At 70.7% G+C, this 25,937-nt stretch carries 25 protein-coding genes and 4 pseudogenes; 19 read left to right on the top strand and 10 right to left on the bottom strand.

The genetic code is table 11. The features are described from left to right. Positions 1-3: 3 nt before the first annotated feature. Positions 4-828: a carbohydrate ABC transporter permease gene (locus ACQPW6_RS06135; RefSeq protein ID WP_433888512.1), complete on the top strand. Its 825-nt coding sequence runs from the start codon at positions 4-6 to the stop codon at positions 826-828. Continuing rightward, on the top strand, positions 825-2,399 hold the full coding sequence (locus tag ACQPW6_RS06140; protein WP_433888513.1) for a family 43 glycosylhydrolase: 1,575 nt from the start codon (positions 825-827) through the stop codon (positions 2,397-2,399). The genes ACQPW6_RS06135 and ACQPW6_RS06140 overlap by 4 nt, the downstream gene beginning before the upstream one ends. A gap of 215 nt (positions 2,400-2,614) precedes the next feature. Here ACQPW6_RS06140 and ACQPW6_RS06145 read toward each other — a convergent pair whose 3' ends face one another. Both ACQPW6_RS06145 and ACQPW6_RS06150 read right to left on the bottom strand, forming a co-directional pair. Then, positions 2,615-4,243 (bottom strand): ABC transporter permease, encoded by a 1,629-nt coding sequence (locus ACQPW6_RS06145; RefSeq protein ID WP_433888514.1) that lies wholly within the window; start codon positions 4,241-4,243, stop codon positions 2,615-2,617. After that, a pseudogene (locus ACQPW6_RS06150) lies at positions 4,240-5,171 on the bottom strand (ABC transporter ATP-binding protein). Before ACQPW6_RS06150 ends, ACQPW6_RS06145 begins: the two are co-directional and overlap by 4 nt. Before the next feature lie 85 nt (positions 5,172-5,256). Here ACQPW6_RS06150 and ACQPW6_RS06155 point away from each other — a divergent pair. Beyond that, positions 5,257-5,877, top strand: coding sequence for a TetR family transcriptional regulator (locus tag ACQPW6_RS06155; protein WP_433888515.1), 621 nt, complete (start codon positions 5,257-5,259; stop codon positions 5,875-5,877). Positions 5,878-6,010: 133 nt separating this feature from the next. Here ACQPW6_RS06155 and ACQPW6_RS06160 read toward each other — a convergent pair whose 3' ends face one another. After that, positions 6,011-6,493 carry a MarR family winged helix-turn-helix transcriptional regulator gene (locus tag ACQPW6_RS06160; protein ID WP_433888516.1) on the bottom strand — a complete coding sequence of 161 codons (483 nt, stop codon included), beginning with the start codon at positions 6,491-6,493 and terminating at the stop codon, positions 6,011-6,013. Between the two features lie 116 nt (positions 6,494-6,609). Here ACQPW6_RS06160 and ACQPW6_RS06165 point away from each other — a divergent pair, with 116 nt between their 5' ends. Then, positions 6,610-7,539 (top strand): NADP-dependent oxidoreductase, encoded by a 930-nt coding sequence (locus tag ACQPW6_RS06165; protein WP_433888517.1) that lies wholly within the window; start codon positions 6,610-6,612, stop codon positions 7,537-7,539. A gap of 60 nt (positions 7,540-7,599) precedes the next feature. Here the strand turns inward: ACQPW6_RS06165 and ACQPW6_RS06170 are convergent, their stop codons facing one another. From ACQPW6_RS06170 to ACQPW6_RS06185, 4 genes are all read right to left on the bottom strand, one after another. Then, complete coding sequence (locus tag ACQPW6_RS06170; RefSeq protein ID WP_433888518.1) at positions 7,600-8,448, bottom strand: SDR family NAD(P)-dependent oxidoreductase; 849 nt, start codon at positions 8,446-8,448, stop codon at positions 7,600-7,602. 254 nt (positions 8,449-8,702) lie between these two features. After that, complete coding sequence (locus ACQPW6_RS06175; RefSeq protein WP_433888519.1) at positions 8,703-11,036, bottom strand: hypothetical protein; 2,334 nt, start codon at positions 11,034-11,036, stop codon at positions 8,703-8,705. A gap of 9 nt (positions 11,037-11,045) precedes the next feature. Next, positions 11,046-11,390 (bottom strand): helix-turn-helix domain-containing protein, encoded by a 345-nt coding sequence (locus ACQPW6_RS06180; protein ID WP_433888520.1) that lies wholly within the window; start codon positions 11,388-11,390, stop codon positions 11,046-11,048. Continuing rightward, positions 11,387-12,514, bottom strand: coding sequence for a tyrosine-type recombinase/integrase (locus ACQPW6_RS06185; protein ID WP_433894440.1), 1,128 nt, complete (start codon positions 12,512-12,514; stop codon positions 11,387-11,389). Before ACQPW6_RS06185 ends, ACQPW6_RS06180 begins: the two co-directional genes overlap by 4 nt. 995 nt (positions 12,515-13,509) lie before the next feature. Between ACQPW6_RS06185 and ACQPW6_RS06190 the strand changes: the two genes are divergently transcribed. From ACQPW6_RS06190 to ACQPW6_RS06250, 13 genes are all read left to right on the top strand, one after another. Further along, a complete protein-coding gene (locus ACQPW6_RS06190; RefSeq protein WP_433888521.1) occupies positions 13,510-14,133 on the top strand; it encodes a DUF4913 domain-containing protein in 624 nt (207 codons plus the stop codon). Next, positions 14,130-14,915 carry a glycosyl hydrolase gene (locus ACQPW6_RS06195; RefSeq protein ID WP_433888522.1) on the top strand — a complete coding sequence of 262 codons (786 nt, stop codon included), beginning with the start codon at positions 14,130-14,132 and terminating at the stop codon, positions 14,913-14,915. Before ACQPW6_RS06190 ends, ACQPW6_RS06195 begins: the two co-directional genes overlap by 4 nt. Further along, positions 14,912-15,646, top strand: a complete 735-nt coding sequence (locus ACQPW6_RS06200) for a glycosyl hydrolase (RefSeq protein WP_433888523.1) — start codon at positions 14,912-14,914, stop codon at positions 15,644-15,646. Before ACQPW6_RS06195 ends, ACQPW6_RS06200 begins: the two co-directional genes overlap by 4 nt. Next, positions 15,643-16,125 (top strand): hypothetical protein, encoded by a 483-nt coding sequence (locus ACQPW6_RS06205; protein ID WP_433888524.1) that lies wholly within the window; start codon positions 15,643-15,645, stop codon positions 16,123-16,125. Before ACQPW6_RS06200 ends, ACQPW6_RS06205 begins: the two co-directional genes overlap by 4 nt. Next, the gene (locus ACQPW6_RS06210) at positions 16,122-16,793 is read left to right on the top strand and encodes a hypothetical protein (RefSeq protein ID WP_433888525.1); all 672 of its coding nucleotides are present in this window, start codon (positions 16,122-16,124) and stop codon (positions 16,791-16,793) included. The genes ACQPW6_RS06205 and ACQPW6_RS06210 overlap by 4 nt, the downstream gene beginning before the upstream one ends. Next, positions 16,790-17,950 (top strand): hypothetical protein, encoded by a 1,161-nt coding sequence (locus ACQPW6_RS06215; RefSeq protein ID WP_433888526.1) that lies wholly within the window; start codon positions 16,790-16,792, stop codon positions 17,948-17,950. Before ACQPW6_RS06210 ends, ACQPW6_RS06215 begins: the two co-directional genes overlap by 4 nt. 21 nt (positions 17,951-17,971) lie before the next feature. After that, on the top strand, positions 17,972-18,514 hold the full coding sequence (locus tag ACQPW6_RS06220; RefSeq protein ID WP_433888527.1) for a hypothetical protein: 543 nt from the start codon (positions 17,972-17,974) through the stop codon (positions 18,512-18,514). A 45-nt stretch (positions 18,515-18,559) separates the two neighbouring features. Further along, the gene (locus ACQPW6_RS06225; RefSeq protein ID WP_433888528.1) at positions 18,560-19,393 is read left to right on the top strand and encodes a winged helix-turn-helix transcriptional regulator; all 834 of its coding nucleotides are present in this window, start codon (positions 18,560-18,562) and stop codon (positions 19,391-19,393) included. A 103-nt stretch (positions 19,394-19,496) separates the two neighbouring features. Beyond that, positions 19,497-20,348: a DUF317 domain-containing protein gene (locus ACQPW6_RS06230; RefSeq protein WP_433888529.1), complete on the top strand. Its 852-nt coding sequence runs from the start codon at positions 19,497-19,499 to the stop codon at positions 20,346-20,348. Positions 20,349-20,368: 20 nt separating this feature from the next. After that, a complete protein-coding gene (locus tag ACQPW6_RS06235) occupies positions 20,369-21,226 on the top strand; it encodes a DUF317 domain-containing protein (protein WP_433888530.1) in 858 nt (285 codons plus the stop codon). Positions 21,227-21,259: 33 nt separating this feature from the next. After that, positions 21,260-21,748, top strand: a complete 489-nt coding sequence (locus tag ACQPW6_RS06240) for a hypothetical protein (RefSeq protein ID WP_433888531.1) — start codon at positions 21,260-21,262, stop codon at positions 21,746-21,748. A gap of 246 nt (positions 21,749-21,994) precedes the next feature. After that, positions 21,995-22,912: an IS5 family transposase gene (locus ACQPW6_RS06245; RefSeq protein WP_433888532.1), complete on the top strand. Its 918-nt coding sequence runs from the start codon at positions 21,995-21,997 to the stop codon at positions 22,910-22,912. A 58-nt stretch (positions 22,913-22,970) separates the two neighbouring features. Further along, on the top strand, positions 22,971-23,315 hold the full coding sequence (locus ACQPW6_RS06250; protein WP_433888533.1) for a hypothetical protein: 345 nt from the start codon (positions 22,971-22,973) through the stop codon (positions 23,313-23,315). Here the strand turns inward: ACQPW6_RS06250 and ACQPW6_RS06255 are convergent. From ACQPW6_RS06255 to ACQPW6_RS06265, 3 genes and pseudogenes are all read right to left on the bottom strand, one after another. Beyond that, positions 23,282-23,869 carry a hypothetical protein gene (locus ACQPW6_RS06255; protein WP_433888534.1) on the bottom strand — a complete coding sequence of 196 codons (588 nt, stop codon included), beginning with the start codon at positions 23,867-23,869 and terminating at the stop codon, positions 23,282-23,284. The genes ACQPW6_RS06250 and ACQPW6_RS06255 overlap by 34 nt on opposite strands. Positions 23,870-24,074: 205 nt before the next feature. After that, positions 24,075-24,278, bottom strand: coding sequence for a hypothetical protein (locus tag ACQPW6_RS06260; protein WP_433894800.1), 204 nt, complete (start codon positions 24,276-24,278; stop codon positions 24,075-24,077). 30 nt (positions 24,279-24,308) lie between these two features. Further along, a pseudogene (locus tag ACQPW6_RS06265) lies at positions 24,309-24,707 on the bottom strand (TRADD-N-associated membrane domain-containing protein); the annotation flags it as partial. A gap of 133 nt (positions 24,708-24,840) precedes the next feature. Between ACQPW6_RS06265 and ACQPW6_RS06270 the strand changes: the two are divergent. Next, positions 24,841-25,543 (top strand): annotated as a pseudogene (locus ACQPW6_RS06270) (IS5 family transposase); the annotation flags it as partial. 21 nt (positions 25,544-25,564) lie between these two features. Continuing rightward, positions 25,565-25,935 (top strand): annotated as a pseudogene (locus tag ACQPW6_RS06275) (IS5/IS1182 family transposase); the annotation flags it as partial. Between the last annotated feature and the right edge of the window lie 2 nt (positions 25,936-25,937).

The following is a 25,937-nucleotide window of genomic DNA, read 5'->3' on the forward strand; positions in this document are numbered from 1 at the left end:
CCCATGTCCCGTACCACCGTCGGCCGTCTGGCCGTCTACCTGCTGCTCGCCCTCGCCCTCGTGGCGACCCTGCTGCCCTTCGTGTGGATGCTGCTCGGCTCGTTCAAGACTCAGGGCGAACTGCTGCGCGATCCGACCGGATGGCTGCCCCACTCGCCCACAGCCGCCAACTACAGCCAGTGGTTCGGGGATCTGGACATCGGCCGCTTCTTCGGCAACAGCCTGCTGGTCGCCGTCTTCACCGTCGCGGGGAACCTGCTGTTCTGCTCGATGGCCGGCTACGCCCTCGCGAAGATCGACTTCGCGGGCAAGAAGATCCTCTTCGGCGTCGTCCTGACGACGCTCATGATCCCCGGCGTGGTGACCTTCGTCCCGCTGTTCGTCATCGTCAGCAAGCTCGGCCTGGTGAGCACCTACCCGGCGCTCATCCTGCCCTTCCTCGCCTCCCCGCTCGGGATCTTCCTGATGCGGCAGTTCATGCGCGAGATCCCCGACGCGCTCCTGGAGGCCGCCCGGATCGACGGGGCGGGCGAGATCCGGATCTTCGCGCGCATCGTCGTCCCGCAGTGCGGGCCGGCGCTCGCCACGCTGGCGATCTTCACCTTCCTCGGGTCCTGGAACAACTTCCTGTGGCCCCTGGTCGTCGCCCAGACCAGCGACACCTACACCCTCCCGGTGGCCCTCTCCCTCTACTCCACCGGCCAGAACGCCACCAACTACGGAATCCTGCTGGCCGGAGCCGTGCTGGTGATCTTGCCGATCCTGCTCCTCTTCGTCTTCCTCCAGCGCTACTTCATCCAAGGCATCACAGCGACGGGTATCAAATGACCGCACAAACATCCGTGCAGCCCTCCGTCCGACTCGGCGAACACCCGGTCATCGCGGGCTTCCACCCCGACCCGACCGTCTGCCGCGTGGGCCGCGACTACTACCTCGCCACCTCCTCCTTCGAATACGCCCCCGCGGTACCCGTCTTCCACAGCCGCGACCTGGTGAACTGGCAGCAGGTCGGCAACGCCCTCGCCACCCCCGAGCACTTCCCCGCAGGGGACGTCCCGGCGAGCCAGGGCATCTACGCCCCCACCCTGCGGCACTACGACGGACGCTTCTGGCTGATCACCACCAACGTCTCCCGCACCCCCAGCGCGCAACTCCTGGTCACCGCCGCCGACCCGGCCGGCCCCTGGTCCTCGCCCACCTACATCGAAGGGCTGCGCGGCATCGACCCGGACCTCGCCTGGGACGACGACGGCAGCTGCTTCGTCACCTACTGCTCCAACGAACCCGGCCGCGAGGGCATCGCCCAGGCCCGGATCGATCCCGTCGCAGGAGTCCGGCTGGAAGAACCGCGCCTGATATGGCGGGGGACAGGGCTGGCCTACCCCGAGGCACCGCACCTGTACCGGGTCGGTAGCTGGTGGTACCTCATGATCGCCGAAGGCGGCACCGAACGCGGCCACGGAGTGTCGATCGCACGCTCGCGCACCCTCACCGGCCCCTTCACCGCCGCACCCGCCAACCCCGTCTTCTCCCACCGCAGCACCACACAGCCCGTGCAGAACACCGGCCACGCCGACCTGGTGCAGCGCCACGAGGGCGACTGGGCGGCCGTCTACCTCGGAGTACGCCCCCGCGGCACCACCCCGCTCTTCCACGTCAACGGCCGCGAGACCTTCCTGGCCGGCATCGACTGGACCACCGACGGATGGCCGGCCTTCGACCCCCACCGCTTCACCGCACGCCTCCCCGACCGGTCCTTCACCGACCGCTTCGACGACGAACTCCTCCACCCGCGATGGATCTCACCAGGCGCCGCCCCCGCCGACTTCACCACCCCCCACCCCGACGGCGGCGTACAGCTGCGGCGCGTCGCCTCGCCCAACGGCTCCCCCGCGATGCTCGGCGTCCGCGCCGGCGACCAGCACTGGACCGCGGAGGCGGAAGTCACGCCCGGCCCCGGCAGCAGCGCCGCACTCCTGCTCCGCCTGGACGACCGGCACTGGTGCGCCGTACGCGCCGAGGACGGCACGGCCCGCGGGGTGCTGCGGATCGGCCCCGTCGAATGCGAGATCGGTTCACTGGTGGCCGGGGTCGCACCCGGCGCCGCACTGCGTCTCAGCTCCGTGCCCGCCACACACGACGGCCCGGACGACATCGAGCTGGCCGCGGTCACCGACGGGGTGGTGCATCTGATTGCCCGCTTCGACGGCCGCTACCTGTCCACCGAGGTGGCAGGCGGCTTCACCGGCCGCGTCATCGGTGTCACGGCCGAGCACGGCACCGCGCGGCTGACCTCCTTCCGCTACACCGCTGGCCACAACCAGGCCGAGACGATCACGGCGGCTCCCGTATCCGAGCCGGCAAGCGGTCACTACGACGCCCAGCCCGCGGATTCCTGACACGCCCGTCCCGCTCCCGCCGTACCGCCCCACCCGGCAGCGCGGCGAGACGGGGCGGCACCTCTGCCTGTCGAGTCGCAAACCGGCCGGGAAGGTCCGGGTACAGGGTCGAAGATGGGCTGGCTGGTGCTCGTGGAGCTGTCTTCCCGATCGTGAGGGCCGGGAGCCCTGTCGCCGACTGGTGGTGGCCGCGGGCCGGCCCGGGCGGAACGGGGTCAGCGGGCGAGGTCGCGGCGGCGGAATCCCGCCAGGCCGATGGCGAGGAACGCCGCCGTGACGAGGGTGATCCACAGCAGTCCCCACCAGTCGGGATGTGCGGCGGTGACGTGCGGGATGTGGTGGAAGGGGCTGATGCTGAGGGCCCAGTCGGGGAGTTTGAAGGTGGGGCCGAGGAGGGTGAGGGCGAAGGAGGCCAGGACGCCGATCCAGGCGGATAGCTTGACCTGGGGGCGGGCGCCGATGACCGCGACGGAGACGGCGGTTGCGGTCCAGACGGCGGGGACGGTGGCGACGGTCTGGAGGAGGACGTCGCCGATGCCGACTCCGATGTCCGCGGTCCCGGCGATCAGGGCGGTGACGACGCCGGCGACCAGGACGCCAGCGGTGGGACCGGCCAACGCGACCAGGGTGTGCGCGCCGAGGTAGGAGGGGCGGCGCACGGCTGCGGCCATGACGGGCTCGACGCGGTCCTCCATCTCCTCGCTGCGGACCTTGAGCATGGTCTGGACGCCGCTGATCGCGGCGATGATCCCGACCAGGGACAAGATGGTGACCAGAAAGGAGGCCACGAGGGCGTCCGGGCTGGTCGCTCCGGAGGCGAGGACGGCGGCGGCGGCGGGATTGTCGGTGAGGAGGCCGGTGACGGAGGTGGAGAAGTTGCCGAAGACGACGCCGAGCAGGACGAACGCGACGGTCCACGACAGTACGGGGCCGCGGTTGAGGCGCCAGGCCAGGGCGAGGGGCGAGCGCACGGCCCCGCGCTCGGGTCCCGGGCGCGGGGCGAGTGCGCCCTGGCCGAAGTCCCTGCGGGCCTGGAGGGCGAATGCGGCCAGGAGCAGGAGGGCTGCCAGGGCGAGCCCTGGCAGCAGGGGCCACCAGGTGTTGCCGGTGGCGGGCTGGGTGCGTTCCATCCAGCCCAGCGGGGTGGTCCAGGAGACCCAGTCACCGAAGTCCATGCTGTCGAGGTAGCCGCGCAGGACGAACAGGCAGCCCAGTACGGCGACGGCGAGGGTGGAGGCGGTGCGGGCGTCGGAGCCGAGCTGCGCGGTGACCGCCGCGACGGCGGCGAACATCAGGCCGGTGACTGTGAACGTCGCCGACAGCAGCACCGTGTCCGCCCACCCGGCGCCGCAGAGCCCGGTCACCACCGCGGAGACGACTCCGACGGCGAGCGAGGCGAGGGATGCCTGGGCGACAGCGACGGCGAGGCGGGTGGAGCGTCCCATCACACCGGAGGCGAGGAGTTCGGCCTGCCCGGAGTCTTCCTGGGCACGGCTGGCCCTGATGACGGCGAAGATCGCCATCAGGGCGGTGATGAAGCCGCCGAGCGCCAGGGAGCGCCAGGTGTTGAAGCCGTCGGTGCTGGACAGGTCGCGGGCCGGGCCGAAGATCAGGCTGAGGGCCGGGTTTCCGCCCACTGCCGCCGCCAGCGACTTGCGGTCGGAGGCGTCGGGGAAGATGAACGCGTACGCCAGGACCGAGGACGCAGACAGCGCGGTGACGGCGGCGATCCACGGGGCGAAGGAGCGGGCCTCCTGCCTCAGCGAGGCGTGCAGCAGCGGCCGGGTGCCGGTCAGGCCCGACCCGCGGGCGGCGGAGCGGGGGCCGGTGAGGGTGTGACTCATCGGTTGCCCCGCACGGTCTCGTCGTTGTCGTAGTGGCTCAGGAACAGGCTCTCCAGCGACGGCGGTGCGACGGTCAGCGAGGCGAAGCCGTAGGGGGCGAGAGCGTTCATCGCCTCGGTGAGGCGGGCGGAGTCCACGTCCGGCGGTGAGCTTGCGGCCGTCCAGGCGTACGTCCCGCAGCGCTCCGCCTTCCGCGAGGGCCGCGGCAGGGTCCGGGGCGTCGGGCAGGCGTTCCAGGACGGCGTGGATGCCGGTGCGGGCGTGGCCGCGCAGTTGGTCCAGCGTGCCGGTCTCCACCACCTTGCCGTCGCGGATGATGCTGATGCGGTCGGCGAGCGCCTCGACCTCGGACAGGATGTGGCTGGAGAGCAGCACCGTCCCCCCGCGCTTCTTCGCCTCCCCGACCACTTCCTGGAAGACCGCCTCCATCAGGGGGTCCAGGCCGCTCGTGGGCTCGTCCAGCACCAGCAGCTCGACGTCGCTGGCCAGCGCGGCCACGATGGCGACCTTCTGCCGGTTGCCCTTGGAGTACTGCCGGCCCTTCTTGCGCGGGTCCAGCTCGAACCGGTTGACCAGCTCCGCGCGGCGCTTCTCGTCGATCCCGCCGCGCAGCGATCCCAGCAGGTCGATCGCCTCCCCGCCGGTCATTCCCGGCCACAGCGACACGTCCCCGGGTACGTAGGCCAGGCGGCGGTGCAGGTCGGTGACGTCCTTCCACGGGCGCCGCCGAGCGGCGGACCGATCCGGCGTCGGCATGGAGCAGGCCGAGCAGGACCCGGATGGTGGTCGACTTGCCCGCGCCGTTGGGGCCGAGGAAGCCGTGCACCTCCCCCCGTTCCACGCGCAGATCCAGGCCCTTCAACGCCCGGTACTTGCCGAAGGACTTGTCCAGTCCCTCGACGTCGATCACCGCATCCTGAGAGGCCATCGCTGTTCCTTCACCGGCACGAATATTTCCACGACCGTAGAACTCCACAGATGTGGAAGTCAACGTGAGTGGATATCCTTGCACGGTGACCGAGACCGACGGGCAGAGCACGCCCAGGAAGCGGCCGAGCGGTCGGCGGACCGGGGACTCCGGGACCCGGCAGGCCATCCTCGACGCCGCCCGCGACCTGTTCGCGCAGTACGACTACACCGGGGCGTCTCTGCGGGCCATCGCGGGGCAGGCCGGCGTGGACACGGGCCTGATCAGGCACTTCTTCGGAGACAAGAACGGCCTGATCGCCGCCACCCTCGCCGAGGGCACCACCGCCCCCGACCGCCTCGCCGCCGCCCTGGGCGGAGACCCCCACACCGTGGGCGTCCGCCTGACCGAGACCTACTTCGCCCTGTGGGAGGCGCCCGACACCGGGCCCACCCTTGCCGCGATACTGCGCTCCGCCGTCACCAGCCCCAAGGCGATGGACCTCCTGCGCGCCTCCTTCGGACCCCGACTCCAGGACCGGATCCTCGGGGCCGCGCCAGATCCGGCACGCGCGGCGGGTGTGGCCCTGGCCGTGTCCCACCTCATGGGGATCGCCCTCGCCCGCTACGTCGTCAAGGCCGAACCGCTCGCCGCGATGGAGCGGGCCGAACTGGTCGGCCTCGTCGCCCCCGCCGTCCAGCGGTACCTCACCGGGCAGGTCGGCTGACGCAGGCCAGGGTGCGCCGCTGCGCGCTGCAGCGCCGGCCCACTGCTGCCCGCCCGACCCTGCGGAGGGCTACCGCCGTCGTGAAACGCGCGGCGGAGAGCGCCCGCGTGAGCCGCGGGGCGCCGTGCCGCCTTCAGTCGCGGGCCCGGCGGCGTTCGGCGGAGGAGGGGGCAAGAGCGCGCAGGCGGTCGCGTACCGCGCCCAGCGCTTCGGCCAGTGTGTCGGCCTGGTGGTCGTCCAGGGCGTCGAACATGCCGTTCTCGACCAGGGCGACATGGCCCGGCAGGACCTTGTCCAGCAGTTCCCGGCCCGGACCGGTGAGGACGGCGGTCACCGAGCGCTGGTCGTCCTGCGAGGGTTCGCGGCGCAGCAGGCCGGCGCTTTCCAGTTTGGCGGCCTGGTAGCTCAGGCCGCTGCGGCTGTGCAGGAGGGTGTCGGCCAGGTCGGTCATCCGCATCCGGCCGCCCGGAGCCTCGGACAGGCGGGCCAGCAGGAAGAACTGCAGGTAGCTCAGGCCCCCGTCGCGCTGCAGCTGCTCTTCCATGAGCTGTTGCAACAGGCCGCCGGTCTCCAGGAGCGCGAAGTACGCCTGGGTGCGCCGTGCGTCGAGCGCCATCACCCCTCCGGTTGCTTGTTTCGATTCGGAACCATGTTAGCGTCGGGTGTGTTGTTTCGAAATGGAAGCAATGCGGTGGTGTGCCGCCGCTGACAGTCGAGGAACGGAGACAGCCCATGAAGGCAGTGCGCTACAGCCAGTACGGCGACAGCACGGCGCTGGTACTGGAGGAGGTGCCGGCCCCCCAGCCGGGCCCCGGCCAGGTCCTGGTCAAGGTCACCGCGACGACGTTCAACCCCGCCGACGCGGCGTTCCGCGCCGGTTACCTGCGCGAGATGATTCCGCTGGAGCTGCCCCACATCCCCGGCGTCGAGGTCTCGGGCACCGTCGCGGCTCTCGGCTCCGGCGTCACCGGCTGGGAGGTGGGTGCGGCCGTGGTCGCGTTCCTCCCGATGAACGCCCCCGGCGCCTCGGCCGAGTACGTCCTGGCGCCCGCCGAGGTCCTGGCCGCACTTCCGGCGGGCGTGGACGCGGTGGACGCCGCCGCGCTGCCCGCGGTCGCACTGACCGCCTGGCAGGCCCTGTTCGAGCACGGCGGCCTCGCCTCCGGTCAGCGGGTGCTGGTCAACGGGGCCGGCGGCGCGGTCGGCGGCTTCGCGGTCCAGCTCGCGCACCAGGCCGGCGCCGAGGTCACCGCCACCGCCAGCGCCCGCAGCGCAGAGCGCGTGCGCTCCTTCGGCGCCGACCACCTCATCGACTACACCGCCACCCCCGTCGCCCAGGCCGCCAACGGGCCCTTCGACATCGTGGTCAACCTCGCGCCGACCAGCCCCGAGGACACCGACGCCGTCGCCGCGCTGACCGCCGACAACGGCGTGTTCGTCACCGCCACCACCGCACCGGCCACCGAGCCCGGCCGCGGGGTACGTATCGTGCAGATGGCCGTGCGCAGCGGCGCCGCACAACTGGCCGACCTGCTGGAGCGCGCCGCCGCCGGCTCGCTGCGCATCGAGGTCGCCGACCGGCGCCCGCTGGCCGAGCTGCCCGACGTCCACGCCGAGGCCGACCGGGGCGCCCTCAAGGGCCGCACCGTCCTCATCCCCTGAGCCAGCAAAACCGCCGGTCCGGCCCGGGTGCCTCCGGGCGCCCGGGTCGGGTCCGGGTGCTCAGTGGAAGCGCCCGAGGAAGTCGTGGATCTCCTCCTTCTTCTTGATCATGCCCAGCAGGTGGTGGGAGCGCTCGTTGCCCAGGTAGGCAGCGGCCGAGGACCAGCCGCCGTCGACGATGATGTCGGTGCCGGTGATGTAGGACGACTCGTTGCTCGCGAGGAACAGCGCGGTATTGGCGATCTCCTCGGCCTTGCCGCTGCGCCGCAGCAGCACGGTGGTGTTCATCGTGTGCTCCTGCATCTTCTTCATCACCGGGTTACTGTTCATCCCGGCGGTCAGGTCCGTCTCGATCCAGCCGGGCTGGATCACGTTGCAGCGGATGCCCCAGTCGGCGTAGCGGTAGGCCGCCGAGCGCGACAGGCCCTCCAGCGCCCACTTCGAGGCGGAGTATGCGGTGGAGAAGTTGCCGGTGATCCCGCCGACCGAGCCGATGTTGACGATCGAGCCACCACCGGACTCCTTGATCAGCGGAGCGCACGTCTGGATGCCCCGCAGGGTGCCGGTCACATTGATCTCGAAGAGCTTGTTCCATGCGTCGATGTCGATCTCCGGGAACATCACCAGGTCGTTCGAGCCCACGATGTTCATCAGCACATGCAGCGCGCCGAACTTCTCCTCGACCTGCTCGACTGCGGCCGTCCACTGATCCTGGTCGGTGATGTCCAGTTCCACGAACAGGGCCTTGGCTCCGCCCTCGGTGAGCTCGGCGACCAGCTCACTGCCGCGCTCCCGACTGCGGCCCGCGACCACGACGGCCGCTCCCTCCTTGGCGAACAGCCGCGCCGAGGCCCGGCCCATCCCGCCGTAACCACCGGTGATCAGGGCGACCTTGCTCTCCAGCCTCATCGCAAACCCTCCAGGTTCGGTGGCAGCGCGGACGCAGCGGCCCCGGGAGGTCACCACCCGCTCGGGGCGCGGGCCCCGGGAAACTGGTGCGGCCACACCCCTGACACTAGAGAAAGATGTTTTGAATCAGGAACATAGGGAGCCTGGCGGCGTGTCCCCACCTGCCTGCCGCAACGCTGCCAGTCCATCCACGGCCGGTCTCAGACCCCTTCCGGCTCCCCGTGCTACGGCCCCGCGGTTGCTCGGGCAGGTTGTTACCGGGGCAGCTTCGCGGTGCGCTCGGGGTAAGCCGTGGTGACGTAGCGCATGGCTGTGCGCTCGGTGATCCCGAACAGGCGCATGAGTTTGAGGGGGTCGGCGCTCTCGAACGCCTCGTTGAGGATGCGGTCTTGGCGCAGGCTGTCCAGGGTCACGCCCTTGGGCAGGACGGCGCGGAGCATGTTGGTGCTGATAGCCGGCCGGTCGGGGTCGAGCGCGGTCTTCTGGCTGACCAGGAGATGCGGGTTCGCGCAGGCGGGCCAGCGGCGGTGGCGGTAGGCCAGCCACTCGGCGGCCTGCCGGTGGGTGAACTCCTCCAGGTAGAGGGTGTGTCGCAGTAGTCCGCGGCGGATTTCGAGGGTGCCACGAGCGAGGTCCGTATCGGCGGTCAGGATCGTGCGGATGTCGTGGCCGGAGAGCGCGTGCACGGCGGCCAGGGCGACAGTCAGGGCCCCGAGCGGGGAGGAGGCGTGGTTGAGAAGGCCGCCGAGTAGGTCGCTGGGCACCGAGCGCGGAACCCCTTTCAAGTCGCCGACGGGCAGGTTCCGGGCGGGGTCGCGGAAGACGATTCGCTGTCGTTTCAAGGACCGGAACAGGCTGCGCAGAGCGATGGTGAGTTGTCGGCGGGCGTGCCCTGCGAGGTTCTCCAAGGCGCTTTCGACCTGCTGGTACGTGATCTCCCGCAGTGTGGTCACCCCGGCGGCCGTCCATGCGGTGAGCACTGGCTGGAGGTGGGTGAGGTAGCGGCGGATGCCGTCCCAGCTGCGGTTCTCGCCTTCGCGGCGTCCCTGGCTGCGCAGGACGTCCACCCAGGCGCGGACCTCGCTCGCAGCCGGTCGCGGCAGCGTGGCGAGGGAGGCCTCGATCCAGGCGAGGTCGGCGTCCCGGTGGAAGTCCGGGTCGTCGACGAGCAGGCCGCGCCTTCGCAGGAATTGACAGACAGGCTTGGCCGCGAGGTTCGGATCGAGCTGGGCCAGGTCGTGGACATCGCGCTCGAAGACGGCTGACTCGGCGCCGAGCCAGTACATGACGATGGTGAGGGTGTGGATGTTCTTGCGGTAGTCGGGCGTCTGGTGGTCCCTGCGCATCTGGCCGTATTCCTCCACCAGCAGCCGCGCCGTGTCGGTCAGCGGTAGATCGGCCCGTGGCAGGCCCCGGAGCCGGGCAAGCACCGGCGACCAGTCACGCCGGAGGGTGAAGAGAGCTTCCTGACCGCGGGATGTCAGCCCGGCGGGTGACTGCTCCGGATCGGCGGCAGGTGGGGCGTCGACCGGCACCGGCAGGGTCGGCCCGCGCGCGCCGGTGGGAAGGACGATCTCCAGTTGCGTGGCCTGCGATGTGGCGGGCCGGGCCTGGTCCAGGAGCCGGTACGGGTGGCAGGTGCGGCAGCGTTCGGCCCGCAGCGGTAGGTCCTCGCGGCGGCATCGTGTGCACCGGCCGCGCGGGTGCTTCTCGCGCCAGTGCCGACACGCGGTGCAGCGGAATCCGGCCCGCCGGCCCGCGGGAATCCAGAAGTGGCAGTCACGGCACTGCCGCGGCGCAAGCGGTGGAATCGGTACCGGGGTGGTGATGTAGCGGGTGAGGGTGGGCAGGTCCCTGCGGGAGAACCGCATCGGCTCCGGTGCCGGTTCCAGCAGGCCGGCCCGCAGCAGGACCAACCGCACCGCATCCCCGTGCGTGGGCAGGTCCCGCAGCGCCGGCTCGGGCAGCCGGACGGTTCCCTCCGCTTCGCCGACCGCCAGGGCGAGGCGGACCATCTCGCCGACCTGGTAGTACCAGCCCTGGCTCATGCCGTGCTCGGCCGCTATCTCCACCAGGACCCCACGGGCACGATCCCAGCCGGACAACGGCCGTCCGAAGATTGCCCGCACCGTGGCATCGGTCAGCGTGCGCGGCGCGGTGAACAGTGCGAGCTGGCCACGCAGCCCCGGCAGCAGTACGGCTGCCTGCCCAGCGGGCGCCTGCTCCTGCGTGGATTTGAGCCGCCATGCCTGACTCACGCGGCGAGTACCGTCCGGGCTTCGGACCAGTTTCCGGGCCTGCGTCGCGTAGTCGCGCCACGCGCCGATGATGAGCTGCAGGTCGCGCGGCCGGGATCCTGGAACGTGCAAGGCCCACTCGGCGTCATCGACGGCGCGGATTGCCTGCAGACACGGCTTGCACAGGCCATCGGTGTTCAGATGGGCCTCGTGTCGGCACCGCGGGCACACCCCGACCTCCGGGTGCGTTCGCTTCCAGGCCCTGCAGCCCTGGCACGTCCGGGTCCACCGCAGCACAGACCAGCTGAGGCACATCTCGCAACTGCGGGCGCTGCCATTCTCCTTCGCCATGCCGGGGCCTCAGCTCGGAGGCAGCGAGCGTGGTCCGCCACTGCGACGGCCGCGTGGCACCGGCCGCACCGACCCCGACGGTTGAGTCTCCGCGCCCACGGCCACGTCGCCCGCCTCCCCCGCGGGCTTGGTGCCCGCGAGCGGTTCGGCTTGGAGCAGCTCCGCGACGGTGCAGTTCAAGGCTGCGCACATCAGGTCCAGGTCGTCGAGCCGCACGGTGACCGGCTTGCCGCCCCACAGCGCGGCGACCTTGCTCAGTGAGGGGTTGAACCCCACCTGCTGGAAGGCGGCCAGCACCTCGGTCGGCCGCCACAGGTCCCGTTGGGCTGCCACCATCCGCAGATTCCACTTCACCGCAGGTTCCCCTTGTCCATCACCAGTCGTTGGGCCGCCCGAGAGCTGGCCGCCAGGTTCGCGTGCTCCGGGTCGGCGTGCGCGGTCGCCATGTACCGAAGTGTCGTGGTCGCCCAGTCGTGTCCGAGAACCTTCTGCACCTCCCACAACGTCATCCCACGCTCGTAGTTGTGGGTCGCGCAGGCATGGCGCAACAAGTGGGGGAACAGGTCGCTGACCGGCCCGGTCAGATAGCTCGCCGCAGCGCTGTGCAGGGCACGGCGGAAAGTCGAGGGGACGATCGCCGGTGCGATCGGCAGGTTCAGCGCGGCCACCGCTGTCGGCTTGCGCTCCGACGGCCACAGCGGCGCCCTCGGATGCTCGACGTCGTCGCCGAACTCGCCGCGGATCTCCTCGATGTACCACCACAGCAGGGCGCGGCCCTCCTGGAACATGTACGCCTCGCGCGGCCGGGGCCCCGACCCGCGGGCACCCTTGCCGAGCACGACGAAGCGCCCCCATTGGCCGTGCTCCCAGTGCAGGTCGCCCATGCACACCCCGCACAGCTCAGCCGCCCGAACGCCGGACAGATACGCGACCTTCGTCATCACGTAGTCGCGGCAGGCGACCAGGTACTTCCGGGCGTTCGGCAAGTCCTCACGCCAACGGCCGAAGAAGTCACGCAGCGCCGTCTGCGACGGCGGGATCCGCAGGCCGAAATCGCCGCGGTGGCGAGGCCGGTTGAACGGGTCGATCGGCGACTCGACAGCATGGCCGAAGCGGCTCATGATCTCGCCAGCGTAGCGCTGTTCGAGGAACGCGAAATAGGCGTCGATCTTGTTGATCTTGCTGCGCAGAGTGGACTGTGCGCGCTTCCCGGGTCCGGCGAAGTATCGATCGACCTCCCGGGACGTGATTTGCCACGGCACCGTACCGTAGAACTCGCAGACCTCCACCACCGGCTTGATCAGGCCGTCCAGCGTCGCCGGTGCCAAACCGGCCGAGTCCCTCGCCCACTGGTACTCCGACAGCGTGTCTAGGAAGAAGCTCTCCTCGTCCCGCACCGAAATGCGCGCCTGACGGCGGCGCTGGAGCGTGACAACGTCCGCAAGCCCGGTCTCGACAGAGACGGTGGCCAGGTCCACCGGCACGGCCGCCTCCGGCCCGGGACGCACGAGCGTCAGCACGCGACTTTCAGAATCTGACACGAGGCCGCACATTACGGCGATCACACGCAGAATCCGCCAGCTACTGCCGATATCTCACACCATCGAGTGACGGACCGACACGGCACCATCTACCTGCTGAAATGCGGGTTAGCACCGCCGGAGCCGCCCTCGGGAACCCGCGCGTACTCCACTAGCCGACGACCCTGCTCAAGACACCGACGACCAACATCGGGTCGAACGGCGGGAGCCAGCACCCGGCGAAGAGGAAGAGCGGCCGTCACGGGCCCAACCTGGCCGACGAGGTGGAGTGGCTGCTGCCCACTCCGAAGGCGTCGGACGGGATCAAGGGCTCACCGAACCAGCGGCACGGCAACGGCGACCTCACCCTCCCCTCGGCGGCGGCCTCGCTGCTCCCTACCCCGCGGGCGAGCGACACCGGCACCCCTGGACGCCGTCCCGGCACGGGCTGGCGACCGCCGCAGTCGGCGGTGGTCCTACCGCTGTGGGCGGACACGACTCCGGATACGGCGGAAGCGGCTGGCGATGGGGACCATACGGCGCCGCCATCACCCGATGGGAGACCCTCACCCGCCCCGCACCACCGCCCACCGACACGGCCGGGCGCCTGCGGGCGGAGTTCGTGGAATGGATGCAGGGCCTGCCCGCAGGCTGGGTGACCGCCACCCCAGGTCTCGGCCGGCCCGCCCAGCTCACCGCGCTCGGCAACGGCGTCATACCCCAACAGGCCACCCGAGCAGTGCAGTTGCTTCATCCGCCGTTCCCGCGCTGCCCTCGCTGCGCGCGCTCGTAGCCGCACTACCGCCTTTTCCCGGACCGGCCAAATCGCCGATCCTCCGCATCCTCTGACCCATGCCCACTTCCTCCCCGAGGAGCAACGCCATGGCTTCCAGAACAACCCCGCCCCTGCGAGCACCGCCTCCGACCTGCTCACCCCTCCCCCTGGAAGCGCCATGTCCGAACCCACCACGGCCACCCCCGACCCCGGGGCCGAGCCCGAGCCGTTCCGCGTCGCCGACGAGAACCTCGGCGACCTGGCCAGTACGCTGGCCGCGACCATGGCCGAGGTCCGCCAGCACGGCGTGATCCTCGACCGTCTCGGCTCCGAACCCGAGCCCGAACCCCCTACCTCTGACGCACCGGCCGACAACGCCGGCCCCGACCCCGAGGCTGCCGACACCACGCCGGACAGCGGCCCAGCCAGTGTGTTCATCCTGGCGCTGGGCGGCCAGAAGTACGCCACCGAACTGGCCGCGCTCGCGGGCTGGGTGCACTACCTGTTCCTGCCGGTCTACGGCCGGGAGATCAGCACCACCCGCCCTTGGTGCGCCAAGTGGTACGAGCACCCCGAGGCCGTCGCCCGGCTGCACGCCCTGTGGCTGGCATGGCAGCAGCTCACCGACGCCGAGGCAGGGCTGTCCGGTCCCTCGACATGGCACCGCGACCACCTCGACCAGACCCTGGTCCACCTGCGGGCACCGGACGGGCCGTTCGCCGCGTGCACCACCAGCCCGGCCCGTCCGACCCACCGCGTACTGGCCACCCCGGCACCCGTGCCGGCGGGCGGTGCCCAGTGACCGTCGAACCCGGCAGCCTGGACCTGGCCCTGGCCCTGGACGGGCTCGAACCGGCCGACGCCGACTCCGAGGACAACGAGAGCAACCTGTGGGCCGGCGACCTGGACGTCATGGCCACCCACCTCAGCGGTCCGTACGGGTCGCACAGCTACATCGTCGCGCACGACCGGTCGGCGACCTGGGGGCTGCCCGGGGCGCCACAAATCCTCGCGATCGCGGTCGCCCGGGACTTCGCCCTGGGGACGTTCACCCTGGAGCAGGCGTTTCACGCGTCGGTGCCGTTCGCGCAGGCGTGGCTCGTCGAACGCGGCTGCCCGCCCGAGCGGACCGCCGTGCCGGCGGGCACGTTCATCGAGCCTGCCGACGACCTGACCCGGCGGACCGAGCAGAAGATCCGCGAGGCCGGGCAGCGCTACCAGGTTCTGGACACCCACACGCGGGACTACGACCCCTACGAGTCCTGGACCCTGGCCCGCGACACCCTCGCACTCCAGGAGCCGATCCGGGTCTTCCTCGAACGCGACAACCCCAAGACGTTCACCTACACCGTGCGCGAAGGAGCGTTCGCCGACGAGGACGCGGCTAACGCCTGGCTGGAGGACCGCGACGGCCCGCTGCCGCCGGAGCCCGCGGAACAGGCAGATGCGACCTCGGCGCGTGCCCGTGCCGCACTGGCCCGCTCCACCAGCCCCACCGGTCCGCGGGCAGTCTGCGGCCTCGACACCCTTCCCCAGCCCACCCCGCCTGCGGCGCAGCGGCCCGGTCCGGGGAGGTCACTGTGAGCACACCCGATCTCCGTACCGCCGGCTACACCCCCGCCGACCCGGCCACCGAGCAGGCGCTCGCTTCCCTCGCCGTCGCCGACCTGAGCACGCTCATCGACCACCACACCGACACGACCAGCTACCTGCTGATGTACGACACCACGGCGACCTGGTACGACCCCAAGCCGCAGGTGCGCACCGTCGCGGTCCACCGCGATCCGCGGCACCGGACGTTCGCCCTGGACGCCGCCTCCCACACCGGGATCGCGTTCGCCCAGCGGTGGCTCGCCGACCGCGGTGCTCCGCTCGACGCGATCAGCGTCGCCGGCAGCAGCCTGGCCCGGCCCGCCGACGCCGCCACCGAGCAGGTCGAGGACAAGATCCGCGCCGAATCGGGGCGGTACGACCTCGTCCAGGTTTTCCACGAGGACCTCGACGACACCTGCGACGCCTGGACGCTGGTCCGCGACCGCGCCGCCGCCCAGGTGCCGGTCCGGGTGTTCCTGCAGCAGGGCGACCTCGACGAGCGCACGTACACGCTCCGCGAAGGAGCCTTCCCGGACACGGCAACCGCCCTCGCGTGGCTGGCGAGCCGGACCGGACCGCTCCCGCCTGTGCCGGAGCAGCCGCCGGTACAGCGCGTCTCGGCAGCGCGCGCCCGCAGCGCGCACCGTTCTGACGGCAGCGGCACGGCTCAGTCCGTTCCGCCGTCCGGCGTCCAGCCGCCGAAGCGGGGGAGGTCGCTGTGAGCCTGCCCCGCCGCGCCTTCGCCGCCCACCCCGACGCCCTGGCCGACCTGCGTAACCTTCCCGAGCCCATCCGCGATCAGGCGCTGCTGCACCTGCAGGACCTCGTCAACGGCGAACGCGTCGCCACCCGCCTGACCGGACGCCTCGAAGGGTTCCACAAGGTCATCCTCGGCGTGGGCTCGGGCTGGGCCAGCCACCGGCTCGTCGTCCAGTTCCGGCCCGCGCCGGCCACCTCCAAACACGAACGCGAGGTGTACCTGGTCGCCGCCGGCCCCCGCGCGGACTACGCCGTCTACCGCACCGCCCAGCACCGCACCGGCCGCACCCAGACCCCGCCCCCGGACCCAGCGACCGCGGCCCGCATCCGCGCCGCCCGCGCCCGATCCCCCCGCGCCGCGCACCTCACCCCTGACTCATCCACCGCCTCGGTCGCCTACAGCACCAGCACCCCCGCCACCAACCGAAAGGGCGCCCGATGACCATCACCGACCGCACCCCGCTGTCCTGCACCGAGCTGGCCGACCTGCTCACCGGCGCGGCCCACAGCATCTCCGGCATCCTGACCGCCGAGTACCCCACCCCGGCTGGCCGTTCCTACCTCCACCCCGTCCTCGGCGCACTTGCCGCCGGACCCCGGGTGGTCGGCGAGCTGACCGACCGGCTGGAGGAGTTCCTCGACGAGCCGCTGCCCGCCACCCCGGCCGGATTGTTCGCGCTCGCCTCCTACGCCGCAGCCCTGGGCTGGCTGACTGAGTCCCTCGGCGAGCTGACCGACGCGGTCGACCGAATCTGCACCCATGTCGGCATCCCCGCCGGACCGCCCGATTCGGCCCTCGCCCCGCTGCTTCCCCAGGAAGACGGCACAGCGGAACCGGGTTTCGGGTTCAGCGTGCTGGAGCTGGCGGCCATCCGCGCCGCCGCCGAGACCGCCGGGCTGACGTCCAGCGAGTACGTACAGGTCCTGTCGCAGTCGCTGCTGGCCGCAGCCCAGATCACCGACGCCTGCATGGAGATCGCCAGCGGCTTGGCCGAAGACTCGGCGTACGTGCTCGGCGAAGCCGACGGCCGCCTGCGGATCGGCGAAGGCCCGGACAGCCTGCCGACGCTGGTCCGCACCCTGCTGGTTCGGATGGAGGCGGCCCGGTGAACCCCCACGACCCCTCCGTCCGGCCCGGCGCGCACTTGGTCGCAGCAGAATTCGGTGTCGAGGACCCCTGGGAGCTCAGCGACCGCCACCCGCTGCGCCACCCCTTGGACATCGTGGGCAGGCTCGTCGCCACCGCCGCGCACGAGGCCGATGACCTGCACACCGACCTCACCCACGCCGCGAAGGCAGCGATCGAGATTCTCGAACCCATCGCCGAGGGCAAGGCCCCGCAGACGCGCGGTTCGTACGGTCTGCTGGGTGCCGCCGGCCCTCAGCTCGAACTCCTCGCGGCCTGCCGGGATACGGCCTACCCGCAGCTGGTCCGCACCGTAGCCGGCTACCGGCGGCTGCTCCCCGAAGCCGCTGACGCAGTGGCCGAGGGGCTCGGCCTTGAACTGGAGCAAACGGCGGAAGACGCACCGGGCCGGGACGACGACTGGGCCATTGCCGACGATCGGCAGGTTCAGGCCCTGCGGGCGGTCGAGCGCGGCGGGCTGCGGTTGAAGCAGAGCGCGCTGTCCGAGCAGGACCGGTACCTCTCCGACGGCACCGGCATCCTGGTCCCCATCTGGGCGCAGACCGTCGAGCGGATGCTCGCCGACGGCCTGCTCGACATCGACACCGCCACGAAGCCCACGCAGGGACAGCTCCTGTCGCTGTCCCATCTGGGCCAGGAAGCCCTGCGGGCAAGCGACGACGCAGCAGCCGCAACCGGCAACGGGCCCGCCTCCCGTGACGACGTCAACCGCGCTCAGACGGCGGCTGGTTCGAGCTTGGCTGTCGATCCGCTGCCCACGCGCGAGGAGCTGCTGGCGCTGGAGGAGATCAAGCGCGGTCGGGTGCTGCTGAAGGAACGCGCCTTCCGGACCCGCCTGGGCGTCTACACCGGCTCGGGGGCGCAGCGGATCTCCACCGCGACGGCGGAGGCGATGCAGGAACGGGGCTGGATCGAGCGGGACGCGAGCACCTCGTTGAACTTCGGCCAGCAGCTCTCCGTCACCGACTCCGGCGAAGCCGCCTTCCGCGCCGGCAGCGCCCAGGACCCGCGCACCACCGCCGCCCTCAGCCGCAGCACGGGGAACACCCTCCCCTCACCCCCGGCAGAACCGCCCGCCGCAGATGCCCCCGGTCGGGCCCAGCGGCCCCGCTCCCGCTGACTCCGAGATAAGGAACCGCCCATGTCCGCCACCGCCTTCCACACCCGCCGCCTGGTCGAGCACCGCTATGGCCGCCCGCTTCAGTACCTGCAGGACGAGGTCGCCCACCACCGCTGCACCGACCCGGTGCTGCCGATCGTGCTGCGTCGCCTGACCGTTCTGGAGCAGACCGGCGAGCAGGGCCGCGCAACCCGCCGCGCCCTGCGTGCCACCGTGCAGAAAGCCGTCGCCGAGGGAAGTCCTCGGGATGACCGCCTGCGCCCCTACATCGCCGAACTCCTGCGCGTGGAGCAGCAGGAGCAGTCCCAGGCCGAAGCGCTGTGGGATCTGTTGGACGTCCGGCTGCTGCTCGAACAGCGAGGTGCCGGCCGCCTGCCGTCCCGGAGGTCCGATCGCGGACTCGAAGACCCGGACCTGATGGATGCCGCCCGCCAGGCCGCCACCCAGATTCCGCGCCTGACCCGCGACGCACTGCGTGCGGCCCTGCACGAGCGCGGCATCCCCATCAGCAACCGCCGCCTCGGCGCCGTACTCCAGCAGCTCCGGGCCGAACGCACCCGCTGACCATCCGCCCTTCCCCCTTCGACCTTCGACCTTTTGGAGTACGCCATGACCACCATCACGCAACCCAACGCCCTGCAGACCGGCACCGTTGACGCTCAGCGCGTCGAGGACGCGCTGTCCCTGATCGCACCGAAGTGGACGACCTGGGTGGCACAGACCCTGGGACAGCAGCACCAACCGATGCGGGTACGGGACGTCGCCGACCGCATCCCGTTCGTCAGCATGCAGCTCGTCGGCAAGCGGCTGGCCCAGATGCACGCCGACGGCCTGGTCACCCGGACAGACCACCGTTGCGGATCCCCTTACCAGCTCAGCTCCTTCGGCACGGCGCTGGCCCCGGTCCACCGAGCCCTGACCGACTGGTCCAAGGAGCACCTCTCCGCCCACCAGATGGCCGGTGCCGAGCGCGTCGAGGACGCCCTGCGCCGTCTGCACCTGCGCCACACCACCGCCGTGATCAGCTCCCTCGCCGACGGGCCCATGCGGTTCGTCCACATCGGCGAGGCGGTCGGCTTGGACGACCCCTACATCCGGCAGCGCCTGGTCCGTCTGCAGGCGGACGGCCTGGTCACCCGCACCGGTCCCCGGCACGGCGACCCCTACACCCTCACCGCCGCCGGCCGCGCCCTGGGCCCGGTCTACGCCGCCGTCGAGCGGTGGGACGACCCGACTGCCGCAACTCGGCCCAACGCCACTCCCGTTCCGGCCGCCAACCGCACCCGCCGTGCAGCCCCGCCCGGCCCCGAAAACATACGCACCGCAGCAGCTCTGCGCCGCAGCCCCACCGCGCCGGGCGGCCTGTTCAGCCACGCCCCCGCCCCGCAGCCGCGGGTGCCGGCCACCATCACCGCCCGGTCCGCCCCCACACGCGGAAGGTAACCCCCCCTATGCCCAGAGCCAGACCCGTTCTTCCGCCGAGCCCTGTCCCGCGCGCCGCTCCCGGCGGCGCGCGGGCCCCACCCACCCCGGAGCGCACCCCCTCATGAGCACCTCGCAACCCGACGGGCAGCACCCCGACCAGCCGGTCCAGGTCAGCCCCGTGTACCTGGCCGGACGCGGCAACCCCGCCGCCATCGGCAACGCCTTGAACTCGCACCGCGACTGGGGTTGGACCACTACCGACAACGGGCAGCTCTTCGTCAGCCCCCACCACGACGTCCACGTCGCCTACCTGCCCCACAGCCGCGACGGCGGCTGGCGCGTCGCCCGCTACCACGAGCCCCTCGGCATGCCGGCTTGGTCCGCGACCTTCAGCCGTAACACTCCCTCCGAGATCACCAACGCCTTCACTCAAGCCCTGGTCGAGTGCCTGGACAGCCACCACCGCCACCCATGGGATCGCGGTCCTCAAGGCCAAGGCGTTTCGGCCGACGGCATCCTTGCCGAGCGCGGCTGGCGCAGCGACGACACGACCATGGAGCACTGTCAGTACTCCCCGGACGGGCACGCCTTCTTCAGCCGGCGCGCCTTCGACCTCGACGACTACGCCGAACTGGCCGGCGACAGCCAGGCGATGTGGACGATGCACGCCTGCGTCAACGAGGTCAACGGCGAACGGTGGCACGCCGACTTCACCCAGAACACGCCTCTCTACCTCGTCACGCAGACGGTGCGGGCATTCAGCAGCACCGAACCCGTAGAACGGACCCGCTCCGCCATCCCCGAGCGGAACCTGCCCTACGTCACCACCGAGCCTGTCTCCGAGCCGGATTCCGACCGGCTCAGGGAGGCGGCGCTCGCCCGCACTCCGCACGCTCTTCCCGCCGTTCCCGCTCCGGCCGCCGACGCGACCGAGCCCGGCCGCACCCCGCCCGTGCCCTTCCGGCGCCGCTGAACGCTCGAAGGAGCACTCCCATGCCGAATGCCCCCGTTTATCCGTGGGCCGAGTACCTCGTCACCCCCCGCTACCTGGCTGGGTCCAGCGGAACTGGCGACGCCGGCTTCGCACCCGTCGCCCACTGGCCGCATCACCGTCTGGACGACGGCCCCTGCCAACTCCTCGTCACTTCCCCCGACGGACGCATCCGCATCGGCTGGTTCGGGGATGACTTCGAGCTGTGGAAGATCGGCGCTGCCGAGGACGCCGTCTCCGCGCCCCGCTGGACCGCGACCTTCAACCACGTCACCCCGGCAGAAATCGTCGCCGGTCTCACCACCGCCCTGGAGCACGACTACTCCGAAGCCACTCAAAGCGAGGGCCGGTTCCTGGCTGGCGGCTCGCTGTACTGGGCCGACGGCATCCAGCCGCTGATCGATGCCGGCTGGAGCCCCGGTGCTGCCGAGTACGGCACCGTTGAGGTCCTTTCCCCCGACCGGCAGGCCGGTGCCTTCATCGACAACCGGCACTCCAGCAGCGACGAGGCCGTGACGCTGTGGGCCGGGCCCCCCGGGTGGGGCACCCGCGCCGAGGCGGTCTTCAGCTCCCGCACCCCCTCCCACCTGATCGCCGCCACCGCCACCACCATGACCGACCCGGCTCCGGTGATCCGCGAAGGCCACGCGATCAGCCGGAGCATGGAGCACCGGGTCACGCTCACCCCCCTCCACCCGCCCACACCGGCAGCCCCGCGGGCGCCGACACCGCTGGACGTGCGCCGCACCCAGGCCGCCCGCGCGCGCTCCACGCTCGCGCTGCCCACCCAGGCCGCCCGGCCCGTCATCCCAGCACCCCGCCAGCCACCCGGTCCGCCACGCCCGGGACTTGGCCGCTGACCCAACCCGTCGCCGAAGAAGGGGTGTTCACCCGTGACCGACACCACCGTCCTGGACCAGGCCACCGCGATGATCGAGAAAGCCTGGGGCCGCCCCATCAAGGACCTGGAGCCCCTCGCCCTCCAACGCCCGTTGCAGGAACCGCTGCTGCGCTCGGCGATGCATATCCGCTCCGCCCTCGTCGTCTCGTCCAACGCGGCCGTCGTCCACCAAGACCGCCTGCACGCCATGACCCGGCCCAGCCAGGTGCCGACCTTCTACGACCTGGAACGGATCACCAGGGCTGCGGTGAATCTGCAGGTCGCCCAAGCCGAGAGCCAAGCCCGCCTGCAGGCCATCGGCCACATCATCGACGCGCGCGAAGCCGCCCAGCCCACGGACCAGGCCCCGGCGATCCGCCTCGCCCAAGCCGCCGTCGCCCGCTCCGTGCAGGCGCCGCCCGCCCCGGCCCCGCCGCCTGGCCCGCCTTCCGCATCGGCCGCTGCCGGCCCGGCGGTGACGGCCAGCGGGCCACGCCGGTAGACCCTGAGCACGGCTCAGAGACGTCAACGAAATGACCTTGTCTCGGCGCGGGCGCCGAACGGACTGGGGCATCTCGGTCCGTGACGGCGCAGGGAGCACCTAAGTGGCTGTTGTCGTTCCGATCTTGAGTGGTGCTGATCGAACAGGGGTCTCGTTGGGCTGATCGCGACGGGCGCGAGGCATGAAAGCAGGGCCTCTTGGTAGCCCGTTGGGTGTCTACGCCAACAAGCGATCCAGGAGACCCTGTTGTCGCAGTTCTACGCCCTGGCTTCGGCCGGGTCCAGCCCGGCCACTCCGTCGTGTGACTGTCTCGCGCACCGGTTCGGGAACGCCACCGACAACGGAACGCGCGAGCGCCGCTACCCCACCGACATGACGGACGCCCAGTGGGCAGCGATCCGTCCGCTGCTTCCGGTGCCGGGCTGGCTGCAGGGACGCGGCGGGCAGCCGGAGGCGTACTGCCACCGGGCGATACTGGACGCGCTCCACTACCTGGTCGACAACGGAACCAAATGGCGGGCCCTGCCTGCGGACTTCCCGCCGTGGGACCGGGTCTACGCCTTCTTCCGCCGCTGGCGGGACCATGGCCTGGTCACCGAGTTCCATGACCGGCTGCGCGGGAAGGTTCGCGAGAAGGCGGGCCGGGATCCGGAGCCCAGCGCCGGGGTGATCGATTCCCAGTCGGTCAAGGCCGACGCCGTCGTGGGCTCAGACACCCGGGGTTTCGACGGCGGCAAGCTGATCAACGGACGCAAGCGCCACGCCGCGCTCGACACCCTCGGCCTGCTGCTCGCCGTGATGGTCACCCCCGCGGACACCGGTGACCGCGCCGCCGCGCAGACCCTGCTCGCGCGGGTCACCGAGGCACACCACCGGCTGGAACTGGTCTGGGCCGACGGCGGCTACACCGGCAGCCTCATCACCCACTGCCTCACCGCCCTCGCCCTGGTCCTGGTGATCGTCAAACGCAGCGACGACATGCGCGGCTTCGTGGTGCTGCCCAAGCGGTGGATCGTCGAACGGTTCTTTGCCCACCTGATGCGCACCCGGCGCCTGGTGCGCGACTTCGAGCGAACCACCAGCAGCGCCGAGGCGATGGTCTACTGGTCAATGACGCTCCTCATGACCCGCCGCCTTGCCCGGCCACGCCCTTCGCGAGCGTGACCGGTCCGACACTGGGGCTTCCGGCCAGAGCCAGTCTGGCCCCTGCGATCATTCACACATGAGCTACGACCTGGCCGTCTGGCATGGAGAGCAACCGAGCGACGACGAAGCCGGCGCTGTCCTCGACGAGCTTTACGACCGCTACTTCGATTCGGAAGACGTGATCGCCGAGCCGTCGCCGCGCATCGCGGCCTATGTCGAGGCGCTGGTCAAGCGGTATCCAGACGATGACGCCGGCAGCCCCTGGGCGTCACCGCCCGTTATCGACGAGGCCTCGGGCCCGCTCGTCTATCTGCTCATGTCCTACAGCAGAGCGGAGGAGGTCTCCGAGTATGCGGCCGCTCTGGCACGCGAGCACGGGCTCGTCTGCTACGACCCCCAGGGAGAAACCCTGCGGGTCTGACGGTCGCCGTTCACCATCCCCCCTTGTCCGGCCACACCCTGCGAGAGCGAGAACCGACCAGGCACCGGCTCGACCAGCCACCCCCGGGTCACCATCCGCTTCGCCTTCGACCGCAGCGCCTCCACCTTTGCCGGCACCACCTCCAGGCCGAAGCAGACGGCCATCTCCTGGCAGGAAAGCGGACCTTGGCCCTCTCGGTCGCGGTCGACAAGGACTCGCAGAAGGCGTTGGTAGTCCACAGATAGAGCTGACCAGGCCAGCCCCGCGCGCCACATCGGCACTACCGACTTCGGCTTCGCCGATTCCGAAGCCCCCACCGTCACCGGCTGTTCACCGACATCCGGCAGGCCCACCGCGAGATCAGGACCGGCGACGCCACCGTCGCCAGGGGCCAGTACTTCGCCGACACGCGAGCAAGCGACGACCCACTCATTCCAATCCCGCTCGGCCACGGCCAACTCGGCCTGGATCCGATCGGCCTCCTCGCGCAGTTCGTCCACACGACGGCGAGCGGCGCACTCCCGCTGTTCCAGCAGTCCCACGACCGACGGCATCCCCGACCTCCACCAGAGCGACGACACGACAGATCACCACTGCCACAGAACCGCCGCCCTATTCCTGACCAGCGGAAACGCAGTCCTCAAGCTCGGAAAGACAACGACTTCTAAGACGGAGTACCGGGCGCACTGGCAGGCCCGCGCATCGGCGGTCGGAGTCGTCATGAACCGATCGTGGCACGGCAAGCGCAGTCCGAGCGGTTCAATCCCCTGACTCGATCTCCGGTGGCAGATCGTCACGGGTGAGGAACACCCGGTTCGCGACCTCGTTGGGCCCAGGGGCCAGCCCCAGGGTTCTCATGGCAGTGATGGACCGAAGCCGGTCCCGAAGCTCCGGGTTGTCGATCTTGTCGATCAGAGCCAACGCCTCTTCGCGGGTGTGATCAAGCTGAAGCTCCTCGCTCACTCGCCGAGCTTCGTCAGTCAGGCGCTTGTGTGACCTCTTCGACTGGAGAGCGAACGCTCCCCCGCACGTGCCCACCAGGACACCCCCCAGGGCCGTAGACGGCCCGACAGCGCCCCCGTGGTTCAGCAGGACCAGCAACCCCCCGCAAAGCACGATGGCCGCTCCAGCCGTCATGCAGATCCTGCTCAAGAGCGAAACGCTCTTCGCCTCGCTGAGTGCCAGGTCGCGAACCTTCGAGAGGAACTCATCGCGAGAGTCGCGCCGATGCGATCCAATCGCTGTGTCTCTGCCTGCCTGAAAGACCCGCGAACCAGCGCCGCTGATTACGGCGTCTCCACCGATTCTGATGTGGTTGACAACCTGGCTTCCGAAGTCGGCAGCTTCCGCTGCACCCGGTTGCGCGCCGTCCTCCTCTGAATCATCTGCCACGCGATCCCCCCTAACGAAACAGGCCGGTAGCCACGGCAAGCTTGGTGGGCTTCAACCGTAGCGACCGGCCAGACGAAGCGTCAGGGAACTACGCGACCAAGTCCATCCGGAATCGGATGGCACTCCCCGGCATGGACGTGGGAAGACCGTGTACGAGCGCCATCGCCGGTGGTCGGCGGACGGCACCTGGGACCGGGTTCTGCACGCTGTCCAAGCCGATGCCGACCTGGCCGGCCGCATCGACTGGTCCATGGTCAGCGTCGATTCGACGTCCTGCCGGGCCCATCAGCACGCGGCCGGCGCACGCAGGAAGGCGCCTCGCATCCCGAAAAAAGCACAACGCCCCGACACCACCGCCCCGACGAGGGACTCGGACGGTCCCGGGGCGGTCTGACCTGCAAGATCCACCTCGCAGGCGAAGGCGGTTGCCGCCCGATGGCCTTCCTGCTCACTCCGGGCCAGTGGGGCGACGCACCCCAACTGGTCGAGGTCCTGGACCGGATCCGAGTGCCCAGGCCACTGGGTGGCAGGCCACGCACCCGCCCGGACCACGTCGGCGGCGACAAGGCGTACAGCTCCCGCCGCAACAGCCGCTACCTGCGAAGACGCCACATCAAGCACACGATCCCCGAACCGAGGGACCAGCGGGCCAACCGCCAACGCCGCGGCACCTGCGGCGGCCGGCCCACCAGCTTCGACCGTGAGATCTACCGGCGCCGCAACGAAGTCGAGCGAACGATCAACCAGCTCAAGAGCTTCCGGGCCGTCGCCACCCGCTACGACAAACGGGCCCACGTTTCCACGGCACCGTCACCACCGCAGCCATCCGCTTATGACTCCGACCATGATCCGCCGGACAGGCCCTAGCGCTGCTGGTCACCCCCGGGCAGTGTGGCAACAGCCCGCAGTTGATCCCCGTCCTGGAACGGATCCGCGTCAAACGGCAGGGTGCAGGACACCCGCGCAACCGCTGCTACCTGCGCCGACGGCAGATCAAGCACACCATCCCCGAACTGTAGGACCAGTGGGCCAACCGCCAACACCGCGTAAGCCACGGCGGCCGGCCCACCGGCTTCGACAAGCAGACGTACAACGCCGCAACGAAGTCGAGCGCACCATCAACCGACTCAAGCACTCCCGCGCCCTCGCCATCCGCTACGACAAATGGGCCTACGTCTTCCACGGCACCGTCACCCTCGCAACGATCCGCCTCTGGCTCAGACCATGATC

This window comes from Streptomyces sp. CA-111067 (assembly GCF_050956065.1).
GTDB lineage: Bacteria > Actinomycetota > Actinomycetes > Streptomycetales > Streptomycetaceae > Actinacidiphila.

Bases quoted from the DNA above. Each gene is read 5' to 3' on its own strand.
- ACQPW6_RS06225 (WP_433888528.1), top strand. From the start codon at position 18,560: ATGACCACCATCACGCAACCCAACGCCCTGCAGACCGGCACCGTTGAC.
- ACQPW6_RS06175 (WP_433888519.1), bottom strand. From the start codon at position 11,036: ATGGCGAAGGAGAATGGCAGCGCCCGCAGTTGCGAGATGTGCCTCAGC.
- ACQPW6_RS06190 (WP_433888521.1), top strand. From the start codon at position 13,510: ATGTCCGAACCCACCACGGCCACCCCCGACCCCGGGGCCGAGCCCGAG.
- ACQPW6_RS06140 (WP_433888513.1), top strand. From the start codon at position 825: ATGACCGCACAAACATCCGTGCAGCCCTCCGTCCGACTCGGCGAACAC.
- ACQPW6_RS06235 (WP_433888530.1), top strand. From the start codon at position 20,369: ATGCCGAATGCCCCCGTTTATCCGTGGGCCGAGTACCTCGTCACCCCC.
- ACQPW6_RS06210 (WP_433888525.1), top strand. From the start codon at position 16,122: ATGACCATCACCGACCGCACCCCGCTGTCCTGCACCGAGCTGGCCGAC.
- ACQPW6_RS06250 (WP_433888533.1), top strand. From the start codon at position 22,971: ATGAGCTACGACCTGGCCGTCTGGCATGGAGAGCAACCGAGCGACGAC.
- ACQPW6_RS06160 (WP_433888516.1), bottom strand. From the start codon at position 6,493: ATGGCGCTCGACGCACGGCGCACCCAGGCGTACTTCGCGCTCCTGGAG.
- ACQPW6_RS06220 (WP_433888527.1), top strand. From the start codon at position 17,972: ATGTCCGCCACCGCCTTCCACACCCGCCGCCTGGTCGAGCACCGCTAT.
- ACQPW6_RS06165 (WP_433888517.1), top strand. From the start codon at position 6,610: ATGAAGGCAGTGCGCTACAGCCAGTACGGCGACAGCACGGCGCTGGTA.
- ACQPW6_RS06145 (WP_433888514.1), bottom strand. From the start codon at position 4,243: ATGAGTCACACCCTCACCGGCCCCCGCTCCGCCGCCCGCGGGTCGGGC.
- ACQPW6_RS06255 (WP_433888534.1), bottom strand. From the start codon at position 23,869: ATGCCGTCGGTCGTGGGACTGCTGGAACAGCGGGAGTGCGCCGCTCGC.
- ACQPW6_RS06170 (WP_433888518.1), bottom strand. From the start codon at position 8,448: ATGAGGCTGGAGAGCAAGGTCGCCCTGATCACCGGTGGTTACGGCGGG.
- ACQPW6_RS06135 (WP_433888512.1), top strand. From the start codon at position 4: ATGTCCCGTACCACCGTCGGCCGTCTGGCCGTCTACCTGCTGCTCGCC.
- ACQPW6_RS06230 (WP_433888529.1), top strand. From the start codon at position 19,497: ATGAGCACCTCGCAACCCGACGGGCAGCACCCCGACCAGCCGGTCCAG.